The 22,780-nt window shown below is 56.1% G+C and carries 21 protein-coding genes and 1 pseudogene; 3 read left to right on the top strand and 19 right to left on the bottom strand.

What is annotated here, in order from left to right; genetic code table 11:
* The first annotated feature begins 176 nt into the window (after positions 1–176).
* Both GF617_RS17865 and GF617_RS17860 read left to right on the top strand, forming a co-directional pair.
* The gene (locus tag GF617_RS17865) at positions 177–749 is read left to right on the top strand and encodes a recombinase family protein (protein WP_001556711.1); all 573 of its coding nucleotides are present in this window, start codon (positions 177–179) and stop codon (positions 747–749) included.
* 8 nt (positions 750–757) lie between these two features.
* On the top strand, positions 758–1,162 hold the full coding sequence (locus tag GF617_RS17860; protein ID WP_004118313.1) for an ArsA-related P-loop ATPase: 405 nt from the start codon (positions 758–760) through the stop codon (positions 1,160–1,162).
* 30 nt (positions 1,163–1,192) lie between these two features.
* Here GF617_RS17860 and arsC read toward each other — a convergent pair whose 3' ends face one another.
* The 10 genes from arsC to tap all read right to left on the bottom strand — a co-directional run bounded on the left by arsC (position 1,193) and on the right by tap (position 10,372).
* The gene (arsC, locus tag GF617_RS17855) at positions 1,193–1,618 is read right to left on the bottom strand and encodes a glutaredoxin-dependent arsenate reductase (RefSeq protein ID WP_000065758.1); all 426 of its coding nucleotides are present in this window, start codon (positions 1,616–1,618) and stop codon (positions 1,193–1,195) included.
* Between the two features lie 12 nt (positions 1,619–1,630).
* The gene (gene arsB / locus GF617_RS17850; protein WP_000922630.1) at positions 1,631–2,920 is read right to left on the bottom strand and encodes an arsenite efflux transporter membrane subunit ArsB; all 1,290 of its coding nucleotides are present in this window, start codon (positions 2,918–2,920) and stop codon (positions 1,631–1,633) included.
* 48 nt (positions 2,921–2,968) lie between these two features.
* Positions 2,969–4,720: an arsenite efflux transporter ATPase subunit ArsA gene (gene arsA, locus GF617_RS17845; protein ID WP_114191456.1), complete on the bottom strand. Its 1,752-nt coding sequence runs from the start codon at positions 4,718–4,720 to the stop codon at positions 2,969–2,971.
* 17 nt (positions 4,721–4,737) lie between these two features.
* Positions 4,738–5,100 (bottom strand): arsenite efflux transporter metallochaperone ArsD, encoded by a 363-nt coding sequence (arsD, locus tag GF617_RS17840; protein WP_000783215.1) that lies wholly within the window; start codon positions 5,098–5,100, stop codon positions 4,738–4,740.
* A gap of 47 nt (positions 5,101–5,147) precedes the next feature.
* A complete protein-coding gene (arsR, locus tag GF617_RS17835; protein WP_001114073.1) occupies positions 5,148–5,501 on the bottom strand; it encodes an As(III)-sensing metalloregulatory transcriptional repressor ArsR in 354 nt (117 codons plus the stop codon).
* Between the two features lie 238 nt (positions 5,502–5,739).
* Entirely contained in the window at positions 5,740–6,831 is a 1,092-nt protein-coding gene (locus tag GF617_RS17830) for a DUF262 domain-containing protein (protein WP_239006528.1), read from the bottom strand.
* A 14-nt stretch (positions 6,832–6,845) separates the two neighbouring features.
* Positions 6,846–7,754 carry a WYL domain-containing protein gene (locus GF617_RS17825; protein ID WP_032676764.1) on the bottom strand — a complete coding sequence of 303 codons (909 nt, stop codon included), beginning with the start codon at positions 7,752–7,754 and terminating at the stop codon, positions 6,846–6,848.
* Positions 7,755–7,917: 163 nt separating this feature from the next.
* Positions 7,918–8,241, bottom strand: coding sequence for a Tn7-like element transposition protein TnsE (locus GF617_RS17820; protein ID WP_157843664.1), 324 nt, complete (start codon positions 8,239–8,241; stop codon positions 7,918–7,920).
* Positions 8,242–9,438: 1,197 nt separating this feature from the next.
* Positions 9,439–10,314 (bottom strand): incFII family plasmid replication initiator RepA, encoded by an 876-nt coding sequence (gene repA, locus GF617_RS17815; protein WP_203452185.1) that lies wholly within the window; start codon positions 10,312–10,314, stop codon positions 9,439–9,441.
* Entirely contained in the window at positions 10,295–10,372 is a 78-nt protein-coding gene (tap, locus tag GF617_RS17810) for a RepA leader peptide Tap (protein ID WP_011201829.1), read from the bottom strand. The genes repA and tap overlap by 20 nt, the downstream gene beginning before the upstream one ends.
* A gap of 79 nt (positions 10,373–10,451) precedes the next feature.
* Between tap and GF617_RS27450 the strand changes: the two are divergent.
* Positions 10,452–10,555 (top strand): annotated as a pseudogene (locus GF617_RS27450) (replication protein RepA).
* 35 nt (positions 10,556–10,590) lie between these two features.
* On the opposite strand, the gene GF617_RS17805 reads toward GF617_RS27450, so the two are convergent.
* The 9 genes from GF617_RS17805 to GF617_RS17765 all read right to left on the bottom strand — a co-directional run bounded on the left by GF617_RS17805 (position 10,591) and on the right by GF617_RS17765 (position 22,778).
* Complete coding sequence (locus GF617_RS17805) at positions 10,591–10,869, bottom strand: replication regulatory protein RepA (protein ID WP_008324932.1); 279 nt, start codon at positions 10,867–10,869, stop codon at positions 10,591–10,593.
* Positions 10,870–11,020: 151 nt separating this feature from the next.
* Entirely contained in the window at positions 11,021–11,566 is a 546-nt protein-coding gene (locus GF617_RS17800; protein ID WP_008324931.1) for a phospholipase D family protein, read from the bottom strand.
* Positions 11,567–11,713: 147 nt separating this feature from the next.
* Complete coding sequence (locus GF617_RS17795; RefSeq protein WP_008324924.1) at positions 11,714–12,505, bottom strand: DsbA family protein; 792 nt, start codon at positions 12,503–12,505, stop codon at positions 11,714–11,716.
* On the bottom strand, positions 12,498–13,217 hold the full coding sequence (finO, locus tag GF617_RS17790) for a fertility inhibition protein FinO (protein ID WP_203452184.1): 720 nt from the start codon (positions 13,215–13,217) through the stop codon (positions 12,498–12,500). Before finO ends, GF617_RS17795 begins: the two co-directional genes overlap by 8 nt.
* A 66-nt stretch (positions 13,218–13,283) precedes the next feature.
* Positions 13,284–14,021: a type-F conjugative transfer system pilin acetylase TraX gene (gene traX / locus GF617_RS17785; RefSeq protein ID WP_203452183.1), complete on the bottom strand. Its 738-nt coding sequence runs from the start codon at positions 14,019–14,021 to the stop codon at positions 13,284–13,286.
* Position 14,022: 1 nt separating this feature from the next.
* Positions 14,023–19,263: a conjugative transfer relaxase/helicase TraI gene (gene traI, locus GF617_RS17780; protein WP_023307204.1), complete on the bottom strand. Its 5,241-nt coding sequence runs from the start codon at positions 19,261–19,263 to the stop codon at positions 14,023–14,025.
* Positions 19,263–21,464, bottom strand: a complete 2,202-nt coding sequence (traD, locus tag GF617_RS17775; RefSeq protein ID WP_023307203.1) for a type IV conjugative transfer system coupling protein TraD — start codon at positions 21,462–21,464, stop codon at positions 19,263–19,265. The genes traI and traD overlap by 1 nt, the downstream gene beginning before the upstream one ends.
* A 133-nt stretch (positions 21,465–21,597) precedes the next feature.
* Positions 21,598–22,272: a tetratricopeptide repeat protein gene (locus tag GF617_RS17770; RefSeq protein WP_008324909.1), complete on the bottom strand. Its 675-nt coding sequence runs from the start codon at positions 22,270–22,272 to the stop codon at positions 21,598–21,600.
* Positions 22,273–22,346: 74 nt separating this feature from the next.
* Entirely contained in the window at positions 22,347–22,778 is a 432-nt protein-coding gene (locus tag GF617_RS17765; protein ID WP_114191414.1) for an entry exclusion protein, read from the bottom strand.
* Positions 22,779–22,780 lie beyond the last annotated feature (2 nt).

Genomic DNA, 22,780 nt, shown 5'->3' with positions numbered 1-22,780 from the left:
AGTCAACGGGCATATCGGCCTCCCTGCCTGACGGGCATTTAGTAACATTTTTCCAACCGTACGAAATGTTATAAATTCTCGGACACACTAAAATGGTGTTGTCTAGGTGTCTATTAAATCGATTTTTTGTTATAACAGACACCCACTGTCCGATATTTGATTTAGGATACATTTTTATGCGACTTTTTGGTTACGCACGGGTATCAACAAGCCAGCAGTCCCTCGATATTCAGATCAAGGGGCTTAAAGAGGCGGGGGTGAAAGCCAGTCGCATATTTACCGACAAAGCATCCGGCAGTTCTACCGACAGGAAAGGACTGGATCTGCTGCGAATGAAGGTGGAGGAAGGTGACGTCATCCTGGTGAAGAAACTCGACCGGCTTGGCCGCGACACTGCCGATATGATCCAACTGATAAAAGAATTCGACGCTCAGGGAGTCGCGGTCCGATTCATAGACGACGGGATCAGCACCGACGGTGAAATGGGGAAAATGGTTGTGACCATTCTTTCAGCTGTAGCCCAGGCCGAACGCAGGAGGATTCTGGAGCGTACGAACGAAGGACGGCAGGAGGCCAGGCTGAAAGGTATCCGGTTTGGCCGAAAGCGCATCATCGACAGAAATAGTGTACTGGCACTTCATCAGCAGGGAACTGGTGCAACAGATATTGCCCGCCGGCTCAGTATTGCCCGTTCCACTGTTTATAAAATTCTGGAAGATGAGAGCCGGGTTAATCTGAGCAAAATTTGAGGACGAACATGAGTGATGTAAAGGCATTCAACAATTGCATGAGTGTGTTCTGGCGACAGCATGAAGCCGAATTCTCTCGCTTTCTGACATCGAAGACAGGTGATAGCGAAAAAGCAGCAGACCCGGAGAAGACGAAGGTGATTATCGTGACGCTTGCCGAAACGACACCTGTACTGGAAGCCGCTAACCTGCAGCAGGATCTACGCCGAGCTGGCATCGAGCCGTGGGCATGGGTCGTTAATAACAGCCTGGCAGCTGCTCAACCGTCTTCGCCTTTCCTGAAGATCAGGGCGAACCGCGAGCTGCCTCTCATCTCTGATGTGGAAGAGCAGTATGCAAAGCGTATTGCATTAACAGCGCTACAGAGCGAAGAGCCGGTTGGTATTGACCTGCTGGAAGAAATGGCGAAGTAATAATGAAGGGGGCAAATGCCCCCTTCGTCTTTATTTCAGTCTTTTACCTGAATCATCAACGACTTTTTCACCGTCTTCCTTGGTGAAAGCCGCTTTCTGGGCATCTGGAAGGATATCGAGAACAACCTCTGAAGGACGGCAAAGTTTAGTTCCCAGTGGCGTCACTACGATCGGACGGTTGATCAGAATCGGATGCTGTAGCATAAAGTCGATGAGCTGGTCGTCAGTAAATTTATCTTCTGCAAGACCCAGTTCCTCATACGGCTCGACGTTCTTACGCAGCAAAGCCCGGACGGAAATGCCCATATCCGCAATGAGTTTGAGCAGCTCATCGCGTGAAGGTGGAGTCTCAAGGTAAAGAATAACGGTCGGCTCGATACCGCTGTTGCGGATCATCTCCAGCGTATTACGCGACGTGCCGCAGGCTGGGTTGTGATAAATGGTGATGTTGCTCATATCAGTATCTCATTACAAAGTGAAAGAGAGACGTAGCGCCAGCGCGGCCAGCGTTACAAACAGCACAGGCAGAGTCATGACGATCCCGGTGCGGAAATAGTATCCCCATGTGATGGTCATGTTCTTCTGTGAAAGGACATGCAGCCAGAGCAACGTTGCCAGGCTACCAATAGGTGTAATTTTCGGTCCAAGATCGCAGCCAATCACGTTGGCAAAAATCATCGCCTCTTTGATAACGCCTGTTGCAGTGCTGCCATCAATAGAGAGAGCACCAACCAGCACGGTAGGCATATTGTTCATGATGGAAGAGAGGAAAGCCGTCAGGAAGCCAGTACCAAACGTCGCGGCCCAAAGTCCTTTATCTGCCAGCACGTTCAACACACCGGAGAGGTATTCTGTTAGTCCGGCATTACGCAGACCATAGACCACCAGATACATTCCCAGAGAGAATATGACGATCTGCCATGGCGCACCGCGAAGCACTTTGCCAGTGTTAATGGCATGGCCTCGCTTCGCCACCGCAAACAGAATGACAGCCCCTACAGCAGCAATCGCACTGACCGGGATACCCAACGGCTCAAGGACGAAAAAGCCAACCAGAAGAAGGATCAACACTATCCAGCCGGTTCTGAAGGTTGCCAGATCTTTAATCGCTTTTGCCGGTGCTTTCAGGAGAGCCAGGTCGTAAGTTGGCGGAATATCTTTGCGGAAGAACAGATGCAGCATCACCAGCGTGGCGATAATGGCTGCGATATCCACCGGCACCATTACCGACGCATACTCAGTGAAACCCAGCCCAAAGAAGTCTGCAGAAACGATGTTAACCAGGTTGGACACGATAAGCGGCAGACTGGCCGTATCGGCAATAAACCCGGCGGCCATGACAAATGCCAGCGTAGTGCCTTTGCTGAAACCTAATGCAAGCAGCATGGCGATAACAATTGGCGTCAGAATCAATGCCGCACCATCGTTGGCAAACAGTGCCGCCACCGCTGCGCCGAGCAAAACGATATAGGTAAACAGCAAACGCCCGCGACCGTTACCCCAACGTGAAACGTGCAGCGCCGCCCATTCGAAAAAGCCCGATTCATCGAGCAGAAGGCTGATAATAATCACGGCAATAAAGGTCGCCGTCGCATTCCAGACAATATTCCACACTACAGGGATATCACCAAAATGGACTACGCCAGAGATCAGCGCCAGTACCGCGCCCAGCGTCGCACTCCAGCCGATCCCTAATCCCTTCGGTTGCCAGATAACCAAAACGATGGTCAGGACAAAAATAGCGCCTGCCAGTAACATAAATCCTCCAGACAGGACGGCTTTGCCGCCCTGTATATACAAAAAAAATTAAACAACCAGCTCTCTGAGTTTCTCGATGCCAGTGGGCTCTGCAGCCATTACCGGTACTAACGCTATGCGGCTTGCATGCTGGTTTTTCACAACCTCGATTTGAGGACGCTCTTGTAGGGCGCGCTGGCAAAGCAGCGGCGATTGCGTCTGTGCAATCGAAAGGCTGTTATTGATAATCCAGCCCCAGGGATGAATCCCCGCACGTTCAAGATCGGACTGCAGGTTTGCCGCTTCCAGTACAGGTGTGGTTTCAGGCAGAGTGACCAGCAAAACTTTGGTACGTTCCTGGTCCTGAAGCTGCATCATCGGAGTGGTAAAATGACCTTTATCCCCCATCTTCCTGGCAATCTCACGGTGATAAGCCCCGGTAGCATCAAGCAGTAATAGCGTATGCCCGGTAGGTGCCGTATCCATGACCACAAACCGTTTGCCAGCTTCACGAATTACGCGTGAAAACGCCTGGAACACCGCAATCTCTTCTGTGCAAGGAGAACGTAAATCCTCTTCGAGCAGCCGTTTCCCAGCCTCATCCAGATCCCTGCCTTTCGTCTCAAGAACATGCTGACGATAGCGTTCAGTTTCATCGTGAGGGTTGATTCGGCTGACCTGCAGATTTTTGAGGCTGCCATTGAGCGTTGTACTGAGATGTGCAGCAGGATCTGAGGTGGTGAGATGCACATCAAAACCCTTATCCGCCAGACTGACGGCGATAGCCGCAGCCATTGTGGTTTTGCCCACACCACCTTTGCCCATCAGCATAATCAAACCGTGTTCACTGCGGGCGATATCATCAACCAGGACAGACAACGACATATTCTCTGGCTTGTTCTGTGGGCTTTGTTCAGGAAGCGATGTTATCTCAGCGTGTTCGTTGAGCAGGCCTTTCAATGCGGATACACCAACCATGTTCAGCGGCTGCAGGTATAAGTTGTCTGTCGGCAAATCAGATAACCCGGCAGGAAGATTTGCCAGCGCCTCTTGCTCCCGTTGCCATATTGCAGCGGCCAGTGCATCACGTTCTGCTTCGCTCGCAGGCAGGACACCGTTAATGACTAAATACTGATTTTTAAGGCCAATAGCTGATAATTCGTCATGAGTACGAGCGACTTCCTGCAGTGTTGATTTTTGCAATCGCGCGACCAGCACAAGGCGAGTTCGTTCAGGATCGGATAATGCCTCAACCGCATGAGCATATTGCTCGCGTTGTTTTTCCAGCCCAACCATTGGACCAAGACAGGAAGCACCATCCGGGTTACTTTCGATGAAGCTGCTCCAGGCTCCGGGAAGCTGAAGAAGGCGAATAGTGTGGCCAGTTGGGGCAGTATCAAAAATGATGTGATCAAAGCGGGTCAGCAGAGAAGCGTCAGTCAGTAAGCCAGTAAACTCGTCGAATGCAGCGATCTCTGTCGTACAAGCTCCTGAAAGCTGTTCACTGATGCTGTTAACAACGTCATCAGGCAAAAGACCTTTAATAGGGTCAACGATTCTGGCGCGGTATTGCTGGGCGGCGTCCTGCGGGTCAATCTCCAGAGCCGAAAGACCAGACACAGCAGTCACGGGCTGGATAGTGTTACCGATAGTCTGATCGAATACCTGACCGACATTGGAAGCCGGGTCGGTACTGACAAGCAGAACACGCTTTCCCAGTTCAGCCAGACGTATAGCCGTTGCGCAGGAAATCGAAGTTTTGCCTACACCTCCCTTACCGGTGAAAAACAGGTAAGACGGGATATTCTCTAAGAATTTCATATGTCCTCCTGACATACTCAACAACAGGAAGTTTTACCACCACAGCAACTGGTGGAAGCTAAACCCACCTTTTCCAGCGGTATACCAAACCAGCGAGCCAGTTCAGCGCGTTTTGGGTATCGCCCGGCCATCACCGTTTCACCATCAAGCAACAGCAGCGGAAGCCCTTCAGCTCCAGAAGCCTCAAGGAATGCTTTCGCTTTTTCGTTCTCAACGAAGCTCATAGGCTGCTGCGCCAGGTTATAACGTTCGATCTGAACCCCACGCCCTTTCAGCCATTGCACATCAGCAGAAAAATTGACCAAAACCTGATCGACATCTGAACCACAAACGCCGGTACTGCAGCACATCGCCGGATCAAACACCGTTAACATTTTCATCTTTAACACCTCATATTCGTAAAAACATATATGTACAGGCAAAATTTTTAGATACAAACAGCCTTACCGCTGCCAGAGCAGTTGGCCGATGCCAGCTTACGGGCGATGGCCTGTACGTCGTCCTGTTGACTTAACCAGGCCTGCTCAATCACCAGGGCAGCCCAGGAAGGAATATGCGGGGATAAGCGATAATGAACCCATTTCCCCTGCTTGCGATCCAGCAACAGGCCACTTTCCCGAAGCATCGCCAGATGGCGGGAGGTCTTGGGTTGTGATTGTTCCAGCGCTGTGCAGAGATCGCATACGCACAGCTCCCCCATCTCCCTGAGCAGTAGCACGATACCCAGGCGGGTTTCATCAGATAGTATTTTGAAAAGTTGTAGGGATGCAATTTCTGGCATTATGTACTCCTGCTATGAATGGGTATTGTCTCTCCACCAAAACAAGAAGTCAAAATCATATGTGTTTTCTCGCATGTGAGTGCAGGTGTCACTATGCGGTTGAAAAACGACCTGATGTGCGATCGTTACGTTAGTTGGGTAGGTAAAAAAGTCATTTGAGGCTAAAACATTGCTTAGTGCGGGCTTTCAGTTCATAGAGAAGAATGAATAATATCAATTATAACAATTGGTTATTTCCTTAGCGTACGTTTTCGTTCCATTGGCCCTCAGACCCCAAATACACCAGTGCCGGGGGTACCCAGTCCTTAAAGTCCACGCGGTTGAGCCAGAACAGGTGCTCGTTGATCGTCTCGGCGTGCTCGGTCGCCTCAAAGTCAGCGTCGCGCACGAAGTCCCATACTTCTGCATAAGGTTTGATGACGGAGTCGATCAGGGCGATAGGGTTATTGTACTCGGTGACGTGCTCTTGGAATTCCTTGACCAAAATGTACTTCTGCTTCTTCTTCGCATAGATGCTACGGATGTGACCGAACAGATCACCAAAGGCGTCACGGCCCAGTGAGGTTTCGATGCGACTCCACTCCTTGGCATAGACCCGACTCTTAATGTCGCCTGCCGTGGTGCGGATTAGGCCCAGAACCTGCGCCTTGATGATGTCGATAGGCGCGAGGTCAAGCCCCCGATTATTGAGCACGGAAAAGATGCGGTAGGCAGCTTCAAGATCGGGCGTGGAGATAACAACCAGCGAGCAGTTGTTGGCCAGGAACTGCCACAGTGCGATCAGATCGGCGGGCGGTAGCGCCTTGGCTTTGGCAAGCAGCAGCATGGCGTTTTCGCGGTATCGAAGTCGGCTGTCTTCCAGCTTGTCGGTGCTAGTGACCAACTGTGCGATGCCGCCCGGCTCTTGAATGTTGGTGCGAAAGAAGTCGACATCCTCCTCGCGGGCGGTCAGGCGGTATTCATTTTTCTCGCCGAGGCTGACCTTGCCCTTCTTGTAGAGGAAATCGGTGATGTCGTCGGCTGCGTGCGGCATGGCCTCGCGCAGCACTGCAAACAGCATCGTCAGCGTCGACAGGCGCTGCTGGCCATCGACCACCGACGATTTGGGCTCTCGGTCGTTCTTGATCAGAACGATACTGCCGAGGAAGTATTGGCTGGTTGCACCGGAGACACGCGCATCCAGCATCGCCGAGTGCAGATCATCGAACAGCTCTGTGGCCTGCTCGGTTGTCCAGGCATAGGGACGCTGGTAGTCCGGAATCTCGAACTGGTAGCTGCCTTCGAAGATCTCGCGGATCAGTTTGTCGTGGGCTTCAAGTGTCTTGGCCATTGTTTTCCTCTTTCCTATGATCCCTTGGAACTGCTCAGGGCTTGGTATCCTGGAGCCAGCTTGGCGCTCTCGACTCCGTACAGCACCAGCGGATCGCTAAGCCATAGGCGATACTGTTCTTCTTTGAGGCGATGGTCAGGCGAGCAGTCCACGCTCCAGTGCAGCAGCATGTAGCCCGCAACAGCAGCCCGCACGCGCATCTTGATCGACCCGTTGGTCATCCCGTAGTCCATCTTGATGACCTCGGGACGCGCAAAGCGCGGATGAGGCACTAAGTCCAACTCCACGATCCGAGTCCACTGAATGTCGTTGTCCGAACGCTCGTTAGCCTTGGGTTCTTCATCAAGCAGGATAGGCGCTTCAATGCGGGTGACAACGAAGTCGCGGAACTCGCCACTCTTGCGATCAAAAGCTCGGACGTGCCAGCGCAGGCCGGTATCGACCAGCGCAAAGGGCACAATGATCCGCTCGGTCTCACCGCTGCTCATTGAGTGGTAGCGGATGGCTACTGGCCGCTTGGCGTGGATAGCCCGGCAGATTGGGGCCAGCACATCCATCCGTGGGCAGCTCAAAGCCACTGGAGACTCGCATGGCAGCAGCGGCCGCGAGTCGACGTTCACACCATCTCCAAACCCAAGCGCGAGTGTCGACAAAACACGTTGCGTCGAGTGCTCGAAAATTGGAACAAACGCCTTGCCTATGCGGTAGATCTTGTTGCTACCATCGAATTCAATGTTCTGCGGTGCGATTTCCCGGTAAAGAGCCAGATCGCGAGTTGCCCCTGCCGGCGCCACACCGAAGCGCTCAATCAGGTCTGGGCGCCCAATATCACCGAAGAAGTAGAGCTGGAAGTCGATGTAGGCCAGCCGCTCGCGCTGGGCAAGGCTCAAATCCTCGACCCGTTTAGAGGGAGAACTAATCATGTGCCGCAGCTATGAAATGAAAGGAGAATGTAGTGATGTGATCCATATAGCGCTATTGTTATCATCAAATTGATTACAATCATGCACCATCTTTACTATAACAACAAGATATAAAGCCTCAAACGTAGACATAGTTCGTCTTGTATTAAATCTCTTCAATACGTTAGATTGATGTCATCCAACTGTGAAATCTTGCCGCCCAGTGCTCTATCGACTCCTCATGCAACTTGCCCTTATCCACGGATTTGGTCTGCGGGTGAGGAATGCCGGAATAGCCATCCTTGCCGCAGAGCATTTTTAACCGCTGATTTGGCCAGTGCAGTGATTTCTGGGTTAACTCTTCTGCCAACAGCGTAAGCTGCTTGGGCCAATCCAGAGGCGACTTCAGCCGTAATAGCAAAGTTGATAGAGAACAAACACCGTCAGATGTATCGACTTCTAGGATATAGAAGGTGCGGCCCTGCAACTCCACCTCAACAACGGCCAGGCACCTTTAACCTGCTCCCCGTATTTTCACACAGACTGCTGTTAGTTACTTCCGCTTTTGGCACAAAGCAGACGTTAAGACTTACAGCATCGGGAAACTTCTGGATGCCGCGTCAGCGGCATGGAGGCGCCAGATGAGGTTACATGTGTCTGTGGAGTCAAATGGCGCCGAAAGCCCGGCGTAGCCGGTTGCCGGGCTATAAATTCTGCCACCCTACCCCCTGCCCTGATTAGCCTTAACCCGCTAACAGCAATGAAGAAGTCAAAGTAATCCCTTTTAACCCCGGTGAGCGGGCTTTACGGCGTTTACGACGTAAAGGGCGTGATTTCCGGGGCCTTAGCGGCGGCAGCTTGCTGCTGACGCTTAGGGGGATGTTCATCAACTATCTCAGCGACACCAGGGAACTTAACACGGTAGCTGCAAAGCTATACCCGCTAAAAACGTCTCAGATGCCTCTGTACGCGGTCGGAGTGGTCCCGGCAAGGCGTAAGCCGTAGCCGTGGCGTATCTCCGCGTTAGCGGGCCGTCAGGGCCGCTTACGAGCGTGTACTCAGAAACTCACCGCAGCTCCACCTAAAGCGATGAAGAAGGTTAGTTACAACACCCATCATTAAAAGCGACGTTGTTCCGGGCCTTCGGCCCGGGGCGGCCTCGCTTTTCAGTGGTGGGGAGGGGCTGTGAGGGTTCAGGCAGGCACTGTTCCTGCTTTTGAGTGAGTATTTTGAATGTTGTAACTATATGTGCCGTGCCGGGGCCCGTCGCGTAGCGATGGGAGCTACTTTAGGCAGTTGCCGAACCGGCGCGGACGTGAGTCCGCTGCAAGGGCGGGCATTTTCAGGAGCCTGTCCACAGGTCAGGCGACGAACAGGTTATATATTTATATGAATGAAATAAAAGATATTTAAAAGAAGTACAGAGCAGGTTTTTAAAGGAAACCACGCACTTTGAAATCAGGTCGGCTGGCGCTCTGTAAGCATAACGGTTGTAACCTTATGGAAAGGTCCCTTGCAGTTATTTGTGGGTAACTGAATCTGGCGACGAGATGTGGCCACTCTGATGCAATTTCTGGCCATTCTGATGGCGGAATGGGGTGAATGTCAGGAAGGACGGCCGTCATTTCGTGCAGAAAACCGTCAACGATGGACTGCAGACGTGCGAAACCCTCCGGCGCCAGCCGGATTTTTCACACAGGAAGGGTTATATGGGGACGGTGGCCAGCCGCGTGTAGTTGTTACCACGCGACATCAGCATGCGCTCTTTCACGCGCCGCTCCAGCTCACGCTGGAGAGCATCCCTGTCGCCGACGAAACGCCCTTTGGCGTAGTCACGCGTCAGCTGCTGTTTCACCAGCGTCACAATGTCCTTACGGGCTCTGTCCGCGTCACGTCGGGCGCGGGCGCGCTTCAGGCCATGCTGTTTACGTTCGGACTGGTAGCTGCGGAACCGTTCGCGCACAAACCGCCAGGCCTTCGCTATCAGCCCGTCCATCTCCAGCGGCTTCAGGTTCTGCTTCTTACGCTGCTGATTCTCCCATTCCACACGGCTGCGCCTCGCGGCCACAACGGCCACGTCAGAGACGTCGAGCGCGGAGAACAGTGCCGGCGTGAAGGTGGTATCGGTCGGGATATTGCAGCCAATCTGCGGGTCATACTCGGTCTGATAGGTAATCAGCCCCAGCTCCGCCATAAACGTCAGCGCCCGCGTGGCGCGGGTGATGGACAGATTACCGCTTTTCGACTCGGTGGCGAGACCGCACTCGATGGCCAGATTGGTGATGGAGCGCTGAACGCGGTTGGCCAGCGGGTCATAGTGGAAACACAGCCCCTGGAGCAGGGCATCGATGGCCCGGCGGCGCAACAGTGGCGGCATCCGGTGACGTTTACCCAGCGAGCGTAAGAACGCCACATGGATGGAAAAGTCAAAACGGGACGTGAAGCCTTCGGCTTTCGCCATCAGCTTACGACAGAACGGCAGTGTCTTTTTGCCTTCACGCGGCGTGAATGCCGGGTTCGGGTTTTTGACCTGACGGTAATGGGAGAACAGGGTCTGGGCGTCAGTCACACCTTCCCGCACTTATGTTGCACGGAAGGAGTAAATGGCACAGAAACGGGTATTGCAGTTTTCTGAGCATAAAACTATACTCCCTGCATAGAGCAACAGCTTCTATACAGTTTAAGTAGGCCCCGTTAATCTTCTCTTAGTCGCCAAACCTGGTGAAGATTATCGGGGTTTTTGCTTTTCTGGTCCCGGGTAGACACCTCATCAGAACCAGTTCCCTGCCACCTTATGGCGTGGCCAACCAAGAATTCACTAAAACGATCAGTAATCTAGCATCCAATGAGAAAACGTTCAAGAATGTGAAGTCTTTACATCGAGAACGCCGCGTTCAGAAAGTTCACGTTCGAGTAAGGTCTCAATAAACTGAGCTTGAGTGAGCCCTTCCTCTTCACAGATCGTAATCATCCAATCTTTAAGAGGATTTTTAACAAAAACCTTCACTTCTTTATGTGTTTCACGTTTACGCGCAATCGCGGCAAGCTGTCTTTCACTCGCCGACATCGGCTTACCTTTTCGGTAAGAACGCTTTTCTTTCGATGAGGAAGTTACTGCATTTTCGATCTGCGACATCTCTGCCTCCTCAAGGATCAAACTTGGATCGTTTGCAGAGAATACTACAGATATCTGAAATCAGCGACTTAACTTTACGCGAAGGTGTGAGCCATGTTGGCGCATGGTTCACCAGGATAGATGTAGATTGCGGATCAAATGACGATGCGACTTAGTATGAAGAATGCCAGTCCGTTCCTCCGTCCCAGCGCGACTGCCAGTGCTGAAGGTAGGTTTGTGCCACTTCCGGCACCTCATTAATAACCAGCACATTCTCGCTATTCCGCGATGCAGCAGAGCGAGTGTAGTTAAAGCTACCAGCCTCAACTGTATGATTATCAACAATAATGACTTTGTCATGCATGATGGCGTAGCGACCGTTGGTGCGCAGCGGAATTCCCGCGTTCACCACGATGTTCATCGCCGCCTGGCTGGCTTTGCTCCGGTTGCCCTTTTCATCAAGCACTATCTTCACATCCACACCACGACGTTTTGCCCTGACAAGCGCACTAACCACCTCCGGAGACGTAAATGAGTAGCCCATCAGCCGAATTTCCTGCTGTGCTGACTCAATCGTCTTAAGGACCAGCTGCAACGCGCTGCCTTCAGGTGAAAAGCCGACCTGAACGGAGGATGCCGCTGCTGCGGGCTGAATACAGCTCAGCGAAAGACATACCAGACCGGACACGGCCAGCTGGCGAAAGGTGAACTTACGCATTAAATAACCTCAGAAATACTGTTCGGATGTGTTAACCAGAAACGCCGGAGACGGGGAAAACTTGCTTTTACCCTTCTCCGGGGTTGGACAACTGAGCACGGCGAAGGCGTCAGTCTCTTTTAGCGGTATCAGTTGGCGGACGCCTGATTATTTTTTGGTATCACCGGCAGCATGACTGATGGCCTGCTGCAGGGCCTCCGCGCTGGTGTATCCCGGAATAACCGTCACGTTATCAGCACTGGCGCCGGCTGACGGGAGAACCACCAGGGCCGGGGTACCGCTGAAGCCCAGCTGCTGCGCAAGTGTGTTTATGCCATCCAGGGTCCCCTGAACATCTGGGGCTGTTTTCGCATCGAACTTCACGGCTTTTGCGGCCGCGCTGATATCAGCATCGGTCAGCTTACCCTCGTTGTGGGCGGTAGCGTAAATCGCGTTGTGATAGTTAAGGTAAGCATCGGCCCCCTTCTGCTTCCAGATCTGAAGCCCGGTTTTCGCCGCACTGAGCGACGCCGGCCAGCGCTGGCCAAATATCGGGAATTCCTTGAACACAAAGCGCACGTCCGGGTTAGCTTTTATTACCTTCTCCAGTTCCGGCGCCAGGCGGGCACAGTAGATGCACTGGTAATCAAAGAATTCAACGACCGTCACTTTCGCATCAGCAGGACCATATGATGGTGTGCCTTTATCGTTCAGCAGCGCTGCCTGATTCTGAACCACGGCGGCCGTCATCGCCTGCTGCTGCTTCTCCTGCTGTTGGGCCTGCAGCTTCTGGCTGACCTCAACCAGCACTTCCGGATGAGCCAGCAGGTAGTCTTTCGCGATTTCACCAATGCGGGCTTCCTGTTCCGGGGTAAAGGCAACGGCAGGTTTCTCTGCTGCCCCCGCCACGCCGGAGACCAGAAGGCCTGCGGCAAGCATGACTGAAAGGGTTTTATTCATGTTCATCCTGTGTTTTTCTCTTCTCGGTTGTTATCAGTTCGTTCCGTGCACGGGTGGCGACGCTTCTAACCGCCCTGCGCTGTCGTTTAGCGTGCTCCTGAGCCCTGCGCTCCACGGCATACGCCGCCTCCTCCGCACTCACCGCTGCGACCGGTTCACCGGCAAGGTTTTTACGCCACGCGCCCACCGTCATGGCGCCCAGATACGCATCCGAGCGGGTGACGGCGGCAAGGCAGCGTTTCAGCGTCTTCACGGAAATCTCCAGCCCGCGCCGGCGAATGTCATTGACCATTGCCTCCCGGATGTTGACCGCCAGGAGCTGCGGCTGGCCGTCCGTCACCAGGGCTGGCCAGCAACGCTTCAGGAGCGCGAGCGCGTCCGCAAGCGGCATGACCTTCCGGTACACCGGTTCCGGGGCAGGTTTGCGCCTGGCCGCCCGCATGGCCTCCCTCTCCTGGGCCTGTCGCTCAGCCCACTGCCGGGCTTTCTCTGCTTTTCTGGCGGCCTTCTCGTCCGCCTGCGCCTTTTTCGCGCTCTCATCCACCGCCTGCTTCCTGACCTTCCAGGCAGGCGTCGTGTTCACCACCTCGGTCTTTTTACGCGTGACCCGGCCCGGACCCGCACCGTCCGGTTCACTGTTGCTTACGGCACGCTGACCTTCTGGCTCCGCTTTGCGGCGCAGCGTCAGCGTGGGGCGCCCCTGCTCTGTCATCCTGCCTCCGGATAAATCTGTTTCACGTATACTCCCCTGACTGACCCTATTCTGACACGGCAGATATCACATCACCATCAGTCCGATGACGGCAAGGTGCACCGCGTAGAACAGCGGGAAAAATTCGCGCGGCCAGAACCTCGGCACGCGGCAACAGGTCCGGCTCAGCACCGTCAGGGTAACGCCGGGTATTACCAGACCCGCGATGGCAAAGGCGGGGCTGTCCGCGGCATTCAGCGCGAGTATCGCCAGTGCCAGACACAGCGCCAGCCCCGTGCGCGTGGTGCGCCGGCCCGTCATACATACGCCGCAGGCCAGCATCAGCATCACTACCCCCGCCAGCCCGTAGCTTCCCGCCGAAAACGGCAGCCAGGCCAGAACCAGCATCAGGGAGAGCGGCCACGTGCGCGGCCCGTGCCGCTGCATCATCGCCAGTGCCTGTCCGCTGACCGCAAAGGCAAACAGAATATTGCCCAGGTCCGGGCGCAGCCCGGCCAGTATCCAGCCGCCCTGCGCCACCCCGGCCCATATCCAGAGCCGGTTCAGGGCGCGCTGCTGAATCTGCGGATGGCGGGCGAGGTTCATGGCCCAGACCAGGCCAAAGAGCGGAAACGCTCCCCGACCGGCAAGACGCAGCCAGTCATTATCCAGTCCGCACAGCATGCTGATGTGGTCGGCCACCATCAGCAGCAGCGCCACGGTTTTGATAAGGTCGGTCTGGCCCGGCGTCCACACAAGCAGACGCTGCAGCCAGCAGTCGGCCACCACCACAAGGGGGAAGAGCTGATGGTTTTCAGCGCGCATATCAGTCGCCTCCCAGGGTCTTTTCACGCTCAAGGTCTCGCACCGTTTCGCGCTCCATCTGCTGCAGGCGGTCCCGCTGCACGCTCTCGCGCACCACCTGAGACACCGCCTCATCCCGGCGGCGTTCTTCCGGCGCATCCGGCAGCGTGAGGGGAGATGCCGGCGTTTCTTTTATCCGATCCATATCCCGCACCACATCCCGGACGGCGACGTCAGCCCCTCCGGCCGGCCTGTCGCCGCTGCGGGCCATCTCGCGGACCGCCTCTTCGGCACGCTTATCCAGCTCCCGCTGCACCTCAGCCTCCCGGGCCTGCTGTGCCAGCACCTCCGGCGGCACCGTTTCTGCGGGCTGCGTACCAGTGGCATCGGGCAGGCCGTCGGCCCAGACCCGACCGCCGGTAATGGCGCCGGGGTTCCACGGTCGCGCCTCGCCTTCGAGCCGCACCACCACGCCGCTCTGCGGATTCTCCCTCGCGAGCCGCACGCCCTCTTCCATATCCCGCGCCAGCAGCGACTCGCCGTTACGGCTGGCCTGCAGACCCGCAAACGCCGCGTCCCCGCTGCCCATCACCCGGCCTTCACCAGCGAGCCCCTTAAGCTGCCCGTCTCCGGACGTCAGGGCGCTCAGCCAGACGCCCGCCTTCCTGCCGTTGCGGTCGAAGGCCGGGAGCGCCACGTGCGGCTGCGGGTATTTACGCCCCGGCGAGATATATTTCGCCATCGAGCCCTCGGGCTGCAGCCCGGCCTGGCGCAGCGCGGCGCGACCGGCAGGCACCTCACCCAGCGCTTTTGCCGTCGCCGTCAGGCGGGCGGCATTCGCGACGGCGCGGTCGCCGCGCGGCTCCAGAATGTCATGCGCCGTACTTTTCGCCTGCGATTTTTCCATCGCGGCCACCCACTTATCCCGGTTGTCGGTATAGACCTGCGCGTGCTGCTTCATGCGGCTCAGCGCCACGTAGGCTGACTCGAAGCTCACCATCCGCTTACGTCCGCCGTCCGTACCCTGCAGGGAGATTGAGAAGGGCTCGCTCGCACCCTGTGAGCCTTCAACGGTGACGGCATAGGCCAGGTCGATGTGCTGCTCTGCCTGCTCGGCTGACGGCGTGAGCGTACGGGTCTGTTTCCCGTCCGACAGCGTGACGCTGTCACCTTTTATCTCACTGACCGACCAGACGCTGTTGGCCACGAAGCCCCGCTCGTTGTCGCTTTTCGAAAAGCGCATCCGGTCGCCTTCCGACACGGTAATGGTGTCCTGACGGTAGAGCGTGACGCCCTCTGTCGCCGCCTGCGCGGGCGACAGGCTGCGGGTGTTGCCCTGCGCATCCTTCAGCATCACCAGGTGCGCCTCCCCGTCCAGCGCCTCAATGCTGTAATAGGTGCTGTCCAGCAGAACCAGGCTGTCGCGGGATGCCTCCCACGTTGCCATGCGCCGCAGCTCCCCGTCGCGGATATTGGCAGGCGTGAGAACCGGCAGCGTGACCTCTTTTTCGCCCACCTCGCCGGCACCCTGACGGGCGTCATGAATCATGGCGTTCACCTGGCGGCGGTCGGCGTTCAGGGCGGTGATAACGATGGTCTGCGCCTGCGCCTCTGACGTGCGCCCCGTGTAGTCCTTCACGATGGCCTCCAGCAGCGTCGCGGGCTGCCCGCCGGGCATCAGGTCGCCGGCCGCCACGGCTTTCGCAATGGCCTCCTCCCGTTCGCGGCTGAACTCCATGACGGAGCTGTCCGGCTGCCAGGCATCCGCCCTGCGCGGCACCTGTGCCGGCGCCACGCTCTCAATGGTCGTCAGGGCGCTGCCGATATCGCGGCTAATCAGGCTGTAGACGGCAGGTTTTAGTTCCGGCGTCTGGCGGACGATCTCCTGCATCACCGCCACGTCAATGGCGCTGCGCTTCTGCAGCAGGCGGAAGGGCTGGCCCGGGGCAATGGACTGCAGCTGGTCGGTATCCCCGCTGGAGACCGCGCGCCCCCCGCCCCCGGCAATCAGGCTGTACGCCTTCGCCATGTCGGCGTTACCGACCATTGAGCTTTCATCCACGAGAAACAGCACGTTGCTGAAGTCCGTTCGTTCGCCGCCGCGCAGCTGCTGCTGCGTGTCGTGAATAAAGGCCGCCAGCGTCTGCGTTTCAGGCACGCCCGCATCGCGCATCTCGCTCACCGCCCGGTGGGTGGGGGCCACGCCGATAACGCGCGGCTGCTCCCGTTCCGGCAGCGTGCCGATGGCCGACATGACTGCCCGGAACTGGGTGGTTTTACCCACCCCGGCGTAGCCCTGCACCAGGGTAAAGCGGTCGGGGGATTCAAGTATCATGCGCGTGGCGTTCCGCTGCCCGTCGGTCAGGCCCGCCAGCTGCGCGTCCGGAACCTTATCCATCAGCGGGGTGACGGCCTCCTTTCCCTCAAGGACGTGGCGGATAATGCTTTTTTCAGCGTTGTACGACTGGCGTGAGACCAGCAGCTGCAGGCCGTTTCCCGGCGATACCGGCACCGACAGCAGGTCGCCGCTGCGCACCTGACGGTCCGCTTCCTTTTCGATGGCCTGCAGGCTGAGGCTGTCCTGCTCAAATTCTTTCGCGGCGGCCATCAGTTGCGGCTTCGTGAACGCCAGGCCGTTCCCCTCCAGCACCGGAATGGCCAGATGGATAGCCTGCTGCTCCGGCGTGTGCAGACCGGCCTTCTGGTGCGCCAGGGCATCATCGAGCCTGTCATGCCCCGCCGCATCCTTAATCTGTTCGGACACGACGCTCCAGGCAGACTGACGCGACAGCTTCTCCGTCGTTTTCTGCGCCGTCTGCGCGGAATAGAGCCGCACCGCCCGGCCGCTGAGCGCCAGTTTGTTCAGCGTGGTGTTATCCAGCTCGCGCTGCGACAGCGAGGCAAAAACCGTGGCGCTGTCGCTCACCGAGCGGCCCGGCGACTCCACCCAGCCTTGAACCACCTTCGCGGCGGTAAACGGGCTGTCGCCGGCGGGCAGGACCACGTCCGCCTTACGCCCCGGCAGGCTGACGACGAGCCCCGCCTCCCCGAGCGCCTTAACGGTCACCGTATCGCCTCCCCTGAGCCGCGTCCCCTGCGCCTGACCCAGCACTGCCAGACGGTCGCCTTCGGCCACCTGCAGCGTGCCGGTGCGGTACAGCGACCAGCTGCTGTTGAGTTCAGACAGGCGGGTCACCCGCGTCTCACCCTGGGCGTTGCGCAGCGTCAGGCTGTTGTTGCGGCCCGTCACGCGGTCAATGACAAAGCGTTCCCGGCTGCGCTCTTCGGCATTCCAGCGCTCCATGACCATCCCCTCCCGGTAGTGGTCGCGCACCTGCTGATGGCGGCTGTCGAGCCAGACCGGCTCCAGCGTGGTGATACTGACCTCCCGCTCGCCCAGCACCTTTTCCGCCTTAAGCGCCTCGCGGACTACGCCTGCGAGCACCGCCTGCTCGCGCGGACCGGTGACCTGCGCCACGCTGTGTTCACCTGCGCGGACGCTTCGGGCAAAGTCAGCGGCCAGGCGGTCATACCGCTGCCGCCGGTCAGGCTCGCTGATAACCGAGACCTGCGTCTTCTCACCGCCCTGCCACGCGAGCGTGCTCACTCCCGCTTCCTTCATGACGGTGAGGGCGCTGCCGGTCCCGGTGCGCTGGCCGCTGTCGGCAATCAGCAGCTGGACGTTATGGCGCAGCGCACCGTCGAGCAGCGTGAGCGTTTCTTTCAGGGTCAGCTTCTCCCCCTGGTCCACAATCAGCGTGCTGCCGGGCGTAAAGGCCATGCCCTCCGTCAGCCCCCGCCTGTCGGTGATATGCTCGCCGCTGAGGCGCTCATCCTGCATAAGGGCGCTGCGCGAACGCCTGTCGGCGGCGATAATCTGCACGTCACGCCCCTGTTCGCGCGCCATCATCGTCAGCTCCGCCACGCGCTCACGCTGGCCGGCCGCCCCGCCCTGACCCGAAATGATCGCCACCGGCGGACGGTCCTGGGCCAGGACACTCACGGCATCGCTGTATGACCGGCTGCGGGGCACGCTTTTATCCGGAAAAATGTCGGCCTGCCCCGTCCGCTGTAAATCGCGGGTCATCGCCGACACCGACAGCTCATCCAGCACGTGGATGTTCGAGGTAAACAGCCCCTTCTCTTTATCCAGCGGGATGAGCTGCTCATTTTTTATCGCCGCATCGATGCCGTCACGCGCCATCTCCACCATGCCCGACCGCGCGGGCAGCTGCCCGAGGGTGGTGGCCAGCAGTTCGGAATACGTGAACCGCGCCCGCCGGTCGCTCAGCATCGCGATGGCCTGCCCGACGCTGCTGTTAATATCAATGGCTTCAGGCGTCGTTGCGGGAATATTCCCCTGCACAACCCGCAGGTCTGCCGCCTCACGGTAGGCTTTAATGTCAAACCCCGTCTCTTTCAGGGTATGCATCCACTCGGCCATGCGCTGTTCGGGGTCAACCTTCTGCTTCGACTGGCGGGTATCGAGCGCCGCCACGTCGCGGGACTTCAGGGACGCGTCATCCCCGACCGCCTCGCTGATGGTCCTGCTGCGGCTGGAATACGGCTCCGTCGGTACGCCCTTCAGCTCCCACATGCCGTGTTTGCCGACCGTCTCAGTCTCATAGCCCATCGCCGCGACGTCATCCTTCAGCGCGGCACGATACAGGCGGCCAAAGGCAATCTGGTTGGCGTAGATATTCTCAATAAACCCGGTTTTACCCACTTTGTCGCTGCTGAGCGTTCGCCACTCATCGCCATGCTGAGTGGCATTGGCCACCACCGCGTGGGTGTGCAGCTGCGGCTCCTGGTCGCGGCTGGTATCGTGGTTAAACAGCGCCATCACCAGGTTGCCGGTCAGCTGCGTCTCGCTCCTGCCCTCCGTCATAACCCGCGTGGAGGCCATTGCCTCTATCTGCTTAATGGCGGTCTCCACCGCGCGGTTGTGTGCCTCAATAAGACGCTTGTCGCCTCCCAGCATGGCCATCACGGAGACACTTTTGGGCGCAGAGAAGGTGAAGTCGTAGCCCGGACGGTGTTTGTTCGCCCCGTCCTGAGTCCGGCTGAGGTCGCTGCCGTCCGGCAGGCGTCCCTCCAGAACCTTCGTAAAGACCTTCTGGTCCACCCCGCCGCTGAGCCCCAGCGCTTCAGCCCCTTTTCCGGCCCAGCGCTCGCCCATACTACCGATAACGTAGTAGTTGTCCTTGTCGGTGTAATAATTGCCCGCGCTGCCGGCGGATTTTACCGATCCGATGCTCATCATCAGATGTATCCTCCCGGCTCAAGATCCTTTTCAGGCGCCCGGTGAACGTTGATGTTCACTTCTTCACGACGCTGCCTCTCCTGAGGAGACAGTTCGTCCTGCTCCGCCTGCCACGCCTCCCATGCCGCCATATCCACTACTTCACCGCTTTCACTGATGCCGGGCGGCAGCTGCTCTGCCTCTTCCGCCTTTGTCTTCAGCTCAGGCTCCACACCGCCGGCGCCTGCCGCACCTGCTACGGATGCCGCGTCTGCAGCGCGGGGCGCGGGCGTCAGTTGCTGTGGCTGCTGTGGCTGCTGTGGCTGCTGTGGCTGCTGTGGCTGCTGTGGCTGCTGTGGCTGACCAACATTCTCCGCACCGCCCTCTGGCGCGACAACATCGGCATCCGGTTCAAAGAGCATGGCGATGCTGCGGGATTCATGTTCACGTGCAGCCAGCGCGGCATTCAGGCGTTCCTCCGCTTTCCCGTCGATGGTGCGCGGAATGAATTCCGGTGCCACCTTTGGACGCTGCTGATACTTCAGCGCCATTTTCACGGCAGGATAAGGTCCGGGAAGCGTGACGTAGCAGGAGAGATCCGGCAACGTCTGGACGTCGGAGTAACTCACCAGGGTGACGCGCTCCATGTCCTTGCCGACCGAGGTACCGTCGCGTACCGGGTCCACACCGTAGGAATACTGCTCGGACGCCTTGAGGATTTCTTTTTCACCGATTTCGCCAGCGGCGAACTCGGCGATATTGCGCGACGGCGAGCGGAAGAAGGCACGGGTGTTCAGCACGTCGAACAGCGTTTCCGCCGGCTTCTGCCCGTAAATATCTTCCAGCTGGGCGTAGGACTGAATGCCAATGACGTAGCAGCCGCCAAACTTACGCGCCTCCGGCAGGATCTCAACCAGGTCCGGCAGCTTGTGCAGGGTAGGCAGCTCGTCGGCGAAGATCCACACGCGGCGGTTACGGTTTTCCCCCATCGCCAGCAGCCCGCGAATGGCGATGGACAACCACATGGAGATAACCGGCTTGAGGGAAGCGTGGGTGTCAGCATTGGAGGAGATAAACAGCCAGCCGTTTTTACCATCCTCACGAACGCCGCGCATCCAGTCGCGTATGGTGAATGACTCGCCGTTATTTTCGATGCCCTGCAGGTAGCGGATAGCCTTGACGTAGTTGGTCAGCACGGCGCGGATGGAGATGGCCGTTTTCTCGATTTTCTCTTCCACCAGGTTCGCCGCCGGGGAGTTTTTCAGGTACGAGCGCAGCTTCTCAATCTTGATGGAAAGCAGCGTGTCGACCAGCTTGCTGTAGCTGCGGTCCTTGTCGTTGCGCATCAGATATGCGGCTTCGGCAAAGATGGTACGTCCCGACCCCTGCCAGAAGGGGTCTTCCTTCGTGCCCATAGGAATAAGCGTGTTGGAAACGTTGTCGAAGTCAGGCTGCGTCAGGCACTCCCGCCACAGGTCCCATGCAGCGCAGCGCGCATCCAGCGGGTTAAGGATTTTATCTGTGGCCGGATCATAGTAGCTTTTGACGAACTCACAGGAGCGGTCATACACGATGACCATATCGCCACGCTGGCGGGCGTAGTTCATCAGACGGCGGATAACTTCTGATTTACCGGCCCCGACGGTACCGTGCAGACAGAAGTTCTGGATCTCCGAGTCCTTAATAAGCGGCAGCTCACCGATTTTGATGTCGGATGCGAGACCGTCGCGCCTGAGCATTTTCGCCACCGCTTTCGGGTCGTCAGTCAGCTGGCGCCCTCCCGTTATCTCGTCCTCACTCTGCTGCTTACCCTGATGGCCCAGAATCCAGGTGGTGACAAAGAAGGTAATAACGCACACCACGGCCGCGATGATGGCAGCAAGAATAAAGGCCGTCCAGACCTGGTCGGCGCACCACTGGATATATTTGTCCTGCAGTATTTGCTGCGCGTTGTACTTCAGCTCATGGCCGTAATAACGGATGGTATAGACAGGCTGGGATTTAAAAATATCGCGCATGGGGGCCAGCGTCTGACACCAGTAATAAACCATGCCGTTCACGAACGTCTGCCAGGTCAGTTTAACCGACAGCGTAATCGCGACAATGATGCCGAAGAGAATGACGAGACAGTACACGATGATATTGGCAATTTGACTGAACATACGGATACGCATGCTCGCGATCTGACCGCCCTGGGTCATATCCTTAGCATTAAAACTCATATTAGCCTCATAGAGGTTGGTCTATATGTATAGCGACCATGATTTCAGAAAGCAATTGATTTAATGTCATCCGTTACAAAACACTAGGATGACATCATTTAACTAAAGGCGGGGAGATTATTAATAATGAATGTTATTTTTTAAGTAAATCACACGCTCCTGCATATCCATGTGAGCATGATTTTTTCAAATAGATATCTGCCATTCCAGAACCTGGAAATACACCATCACCTCTCATATAAGCCCCTGCCAAATTAAACTCAGCCTGTCCGTTATTTTTAATGGATGCTTTCTCCCACCAGATCACCGCCTCGTGCATATCCCTATTAACACACTCACCTGTAGAATACAGGTTTCCAATATTCAAATATGCCAACTCAAAATCTTTTTGAGCTGAGGAGTTAAGCAAATCCATTATTTTATCACAACGGGCATCTTTCAATAATCCATTTTTATAAAGCATTGCCAAGTCATTCTGAGCAGATGCATTCCCTGCATCTGCTGCCTTCCCCCACCAATAGCCTGCTTTTTTTATATTTTTATCAACACCTTGCCCATAATAATAGAGCAGACCTAGGTTATTTTGGGCATCTGAATTACCCTGAATCGCCGACTTATTAGTCCAATAAAAAGCTTTTTTATAATCACCAGATACGACCAAATACATTGCACCTAGCTTATATTGAGCTAATGCGTTTCCAGAATTCGCATCTTTTTTTAAGTTAGTGTAGTAGTCGTCGCTAGCCCTTACACTCAAGGTACACGACAGGAAAACAAAAACTCCCAACATCCCATAGAACACTCGCATTGTTTACCTCCATAAAACTAAATATTATATCCATACACAACCATGAAACTGACTATGAAATCCTACAACTCAATCTAACGCTTCCAACCCATTGGATAATTACTTTCCGGATTATAATTAACATTATCAAAGTCCACGGATTCAAAGTCATTATTTATAGAGTGGGCGCCATCTACCTTGTTTTTTTCAAGCCACTCTTTGATGCTTATACACCCGCTAACCTTATATAAATCCATCAATGTACCCACAATGAATACAAAAAAAGTAACAAGAGGAGGAGCCAGTGAACATATAGGCATTATCACATAGCAAACTACCCTGTTGTATGTGTAGGGTTCAACACTGCCTTTATTCTTAGATATTTTATAAAACAAATAGATGAACAATCCTTGCCATAAGAGCACAGTTGCACCAATGAATACCACCTCCGTAACTAACCATCCAGCCAGATAACAAGCAATAGACTGAAACAACACTACCATGAATATCTGAAGCAGATTTCTCATCG

The organism is Lelliottia sp. RWM.1, assembly GCF_016859735.1.
GTDB lineage: Bacteria > Pseudomonadota > Gammaproteobacteria > Enterobacterales > Enterobacteriaceae > Enterobacter.
The sequence above is the reverse complement of the archived record's forward strand: the minus strand, read 5'-3'. Positions and strand labels throughout refer to the sequence as shown.

Excerpts from the sequence above, each read along its gene's own strand:
- traX (WP_203452183.1), bottom strand. The coding sequence starts at position 14,021 with ATGCGCGCTGAAAACCATCAGCTCTTCCCCCTTGTGGTGGTGGCCGAC.
- GF617_RS17860 (WP_004118313.1), top strand. The coding sequence starts at position 758 with ATGAGTGATGTAAAGGCATTCAACAATTGCATGAGTGTGTTCTGGCGA.
- GF617_RS17795 (WP_008324924.1), bottom strand. The coding sequence starts at position 12,505 with ATGAATAAAACCCTTTCAGTCATGCTTGCCGCAGGCCTTCTGGTCTCC.
- arsD (WP_000783215.1), bottom strand. The coding sequence starts at position 5,100 with ATGAAAATGTTAACGGTGTTTGATCCGGCGATGTGCTGCAGTACCGGC.
- GF617_RS17830 (WP_239006528.1), bottom strand. The coding sequence starts at position 6,831 with ATGGCCAAGACACTTGAAGCCCACGACAAACTGATCCGCGAGATCTTC.
- GF617_RS17770 (WP_008324909.1), bottom strand. The coding sequence starts at position 22,272 with ATGCGAGTGTTCTATGGGATGTTGGGAGTTTTTGTTTTCCTGTCGTGT.
- GF617_RS17825 (WP_032676764.1), bottom strand. The coding sequence starts at position 7,754 with ATGATTAGTTCTCCCTCTAAACGGGTCGAGGATTTGAGCCTTGCCCAG.
- GF617_RS17800 (WP_008324931.1), bottom strand. The coding sequence starts at position 11,566 with ATGCGTAAGTTCACCTTTCGCCAGCTGGCCGTGTCCGGTCTGGTATGT.
- arsC (WP_000065758.1), bottom strand. The coding sequence starts at position 1,618 with ATGAGCAACATCACCATTTATCACAACCCAGCCTGCGGCACGTCGCGT.
- traD (WP_023307203.1), bottom strand. The coding sequence starts at position 21,464 with ATGAGTTTTAATGCTAAGGATATGACCCAGGGCGGTCAGATCGCGAGC.
- tap (WP_011201829.1), bottom strand. The coding sequence starts at position 10,372 with ATGCTCAGAAAACTGCAATACCCGTTTCTGTGCCATTTACTCCTTCCG.
- arsA (WP_114191456.1), bottom strand. The coding sequence starts at position 4,720 with ATGAAATTCTTAGAGAATATCCCGTCTTACCTGTTTTTCACCGGTAAG.
- GF617_RS17765 (WP_114191414.1), bottom strand. The coding sequence starts at position 22,778 with ATGAGAAATCTGCTTCAGATATTCATGGTAGTGTTGTTTCAGTCTATT.
- GF617_RS17865 (WP_001556711.1), top strand. The coding sequence starts at position 177 with ATGCGACTTTTTGGTTACGCACGGGTATCAACAAGCCAGCAGTCCCTC.
- traI (WP_023307204.1), bottom strand. The coding sequence starts at position 19,263 with ATGATGAGCATCGGATCGGTAAAATCCGCCGGCAGCGCGGGCAATTAT.
- finO (WP_203452184.1), bottom strand. The coding sequence starts at position 13,217 with ATGACAGAGCAGGGGCGCCCCACGCTGACGCTGCGCCGCAAAGCGGAG.
- arsR (WP_001114073.1), bottom strand. The coding sequence starts at position 5,501 with ATGCCAGAAATTGCATCCCTACAACTTTTCAAAATACTATCTGATGAA.
- arsB (WP_000922630.1), bottom strand. The coding sequence starts at position 2,920 with ATGTTACTGGCAGGCGCTATTTTTGTCCTGACCATCGTTTTGGTTATC.
- GF617_RS17805 (WP_008324932.1), bottom strand. The coding sequence starts at position 10,869 with ATGTCGCAGATCGAAAATGCAGTAACTTCCTCATCGAAAGAAAAGCGT.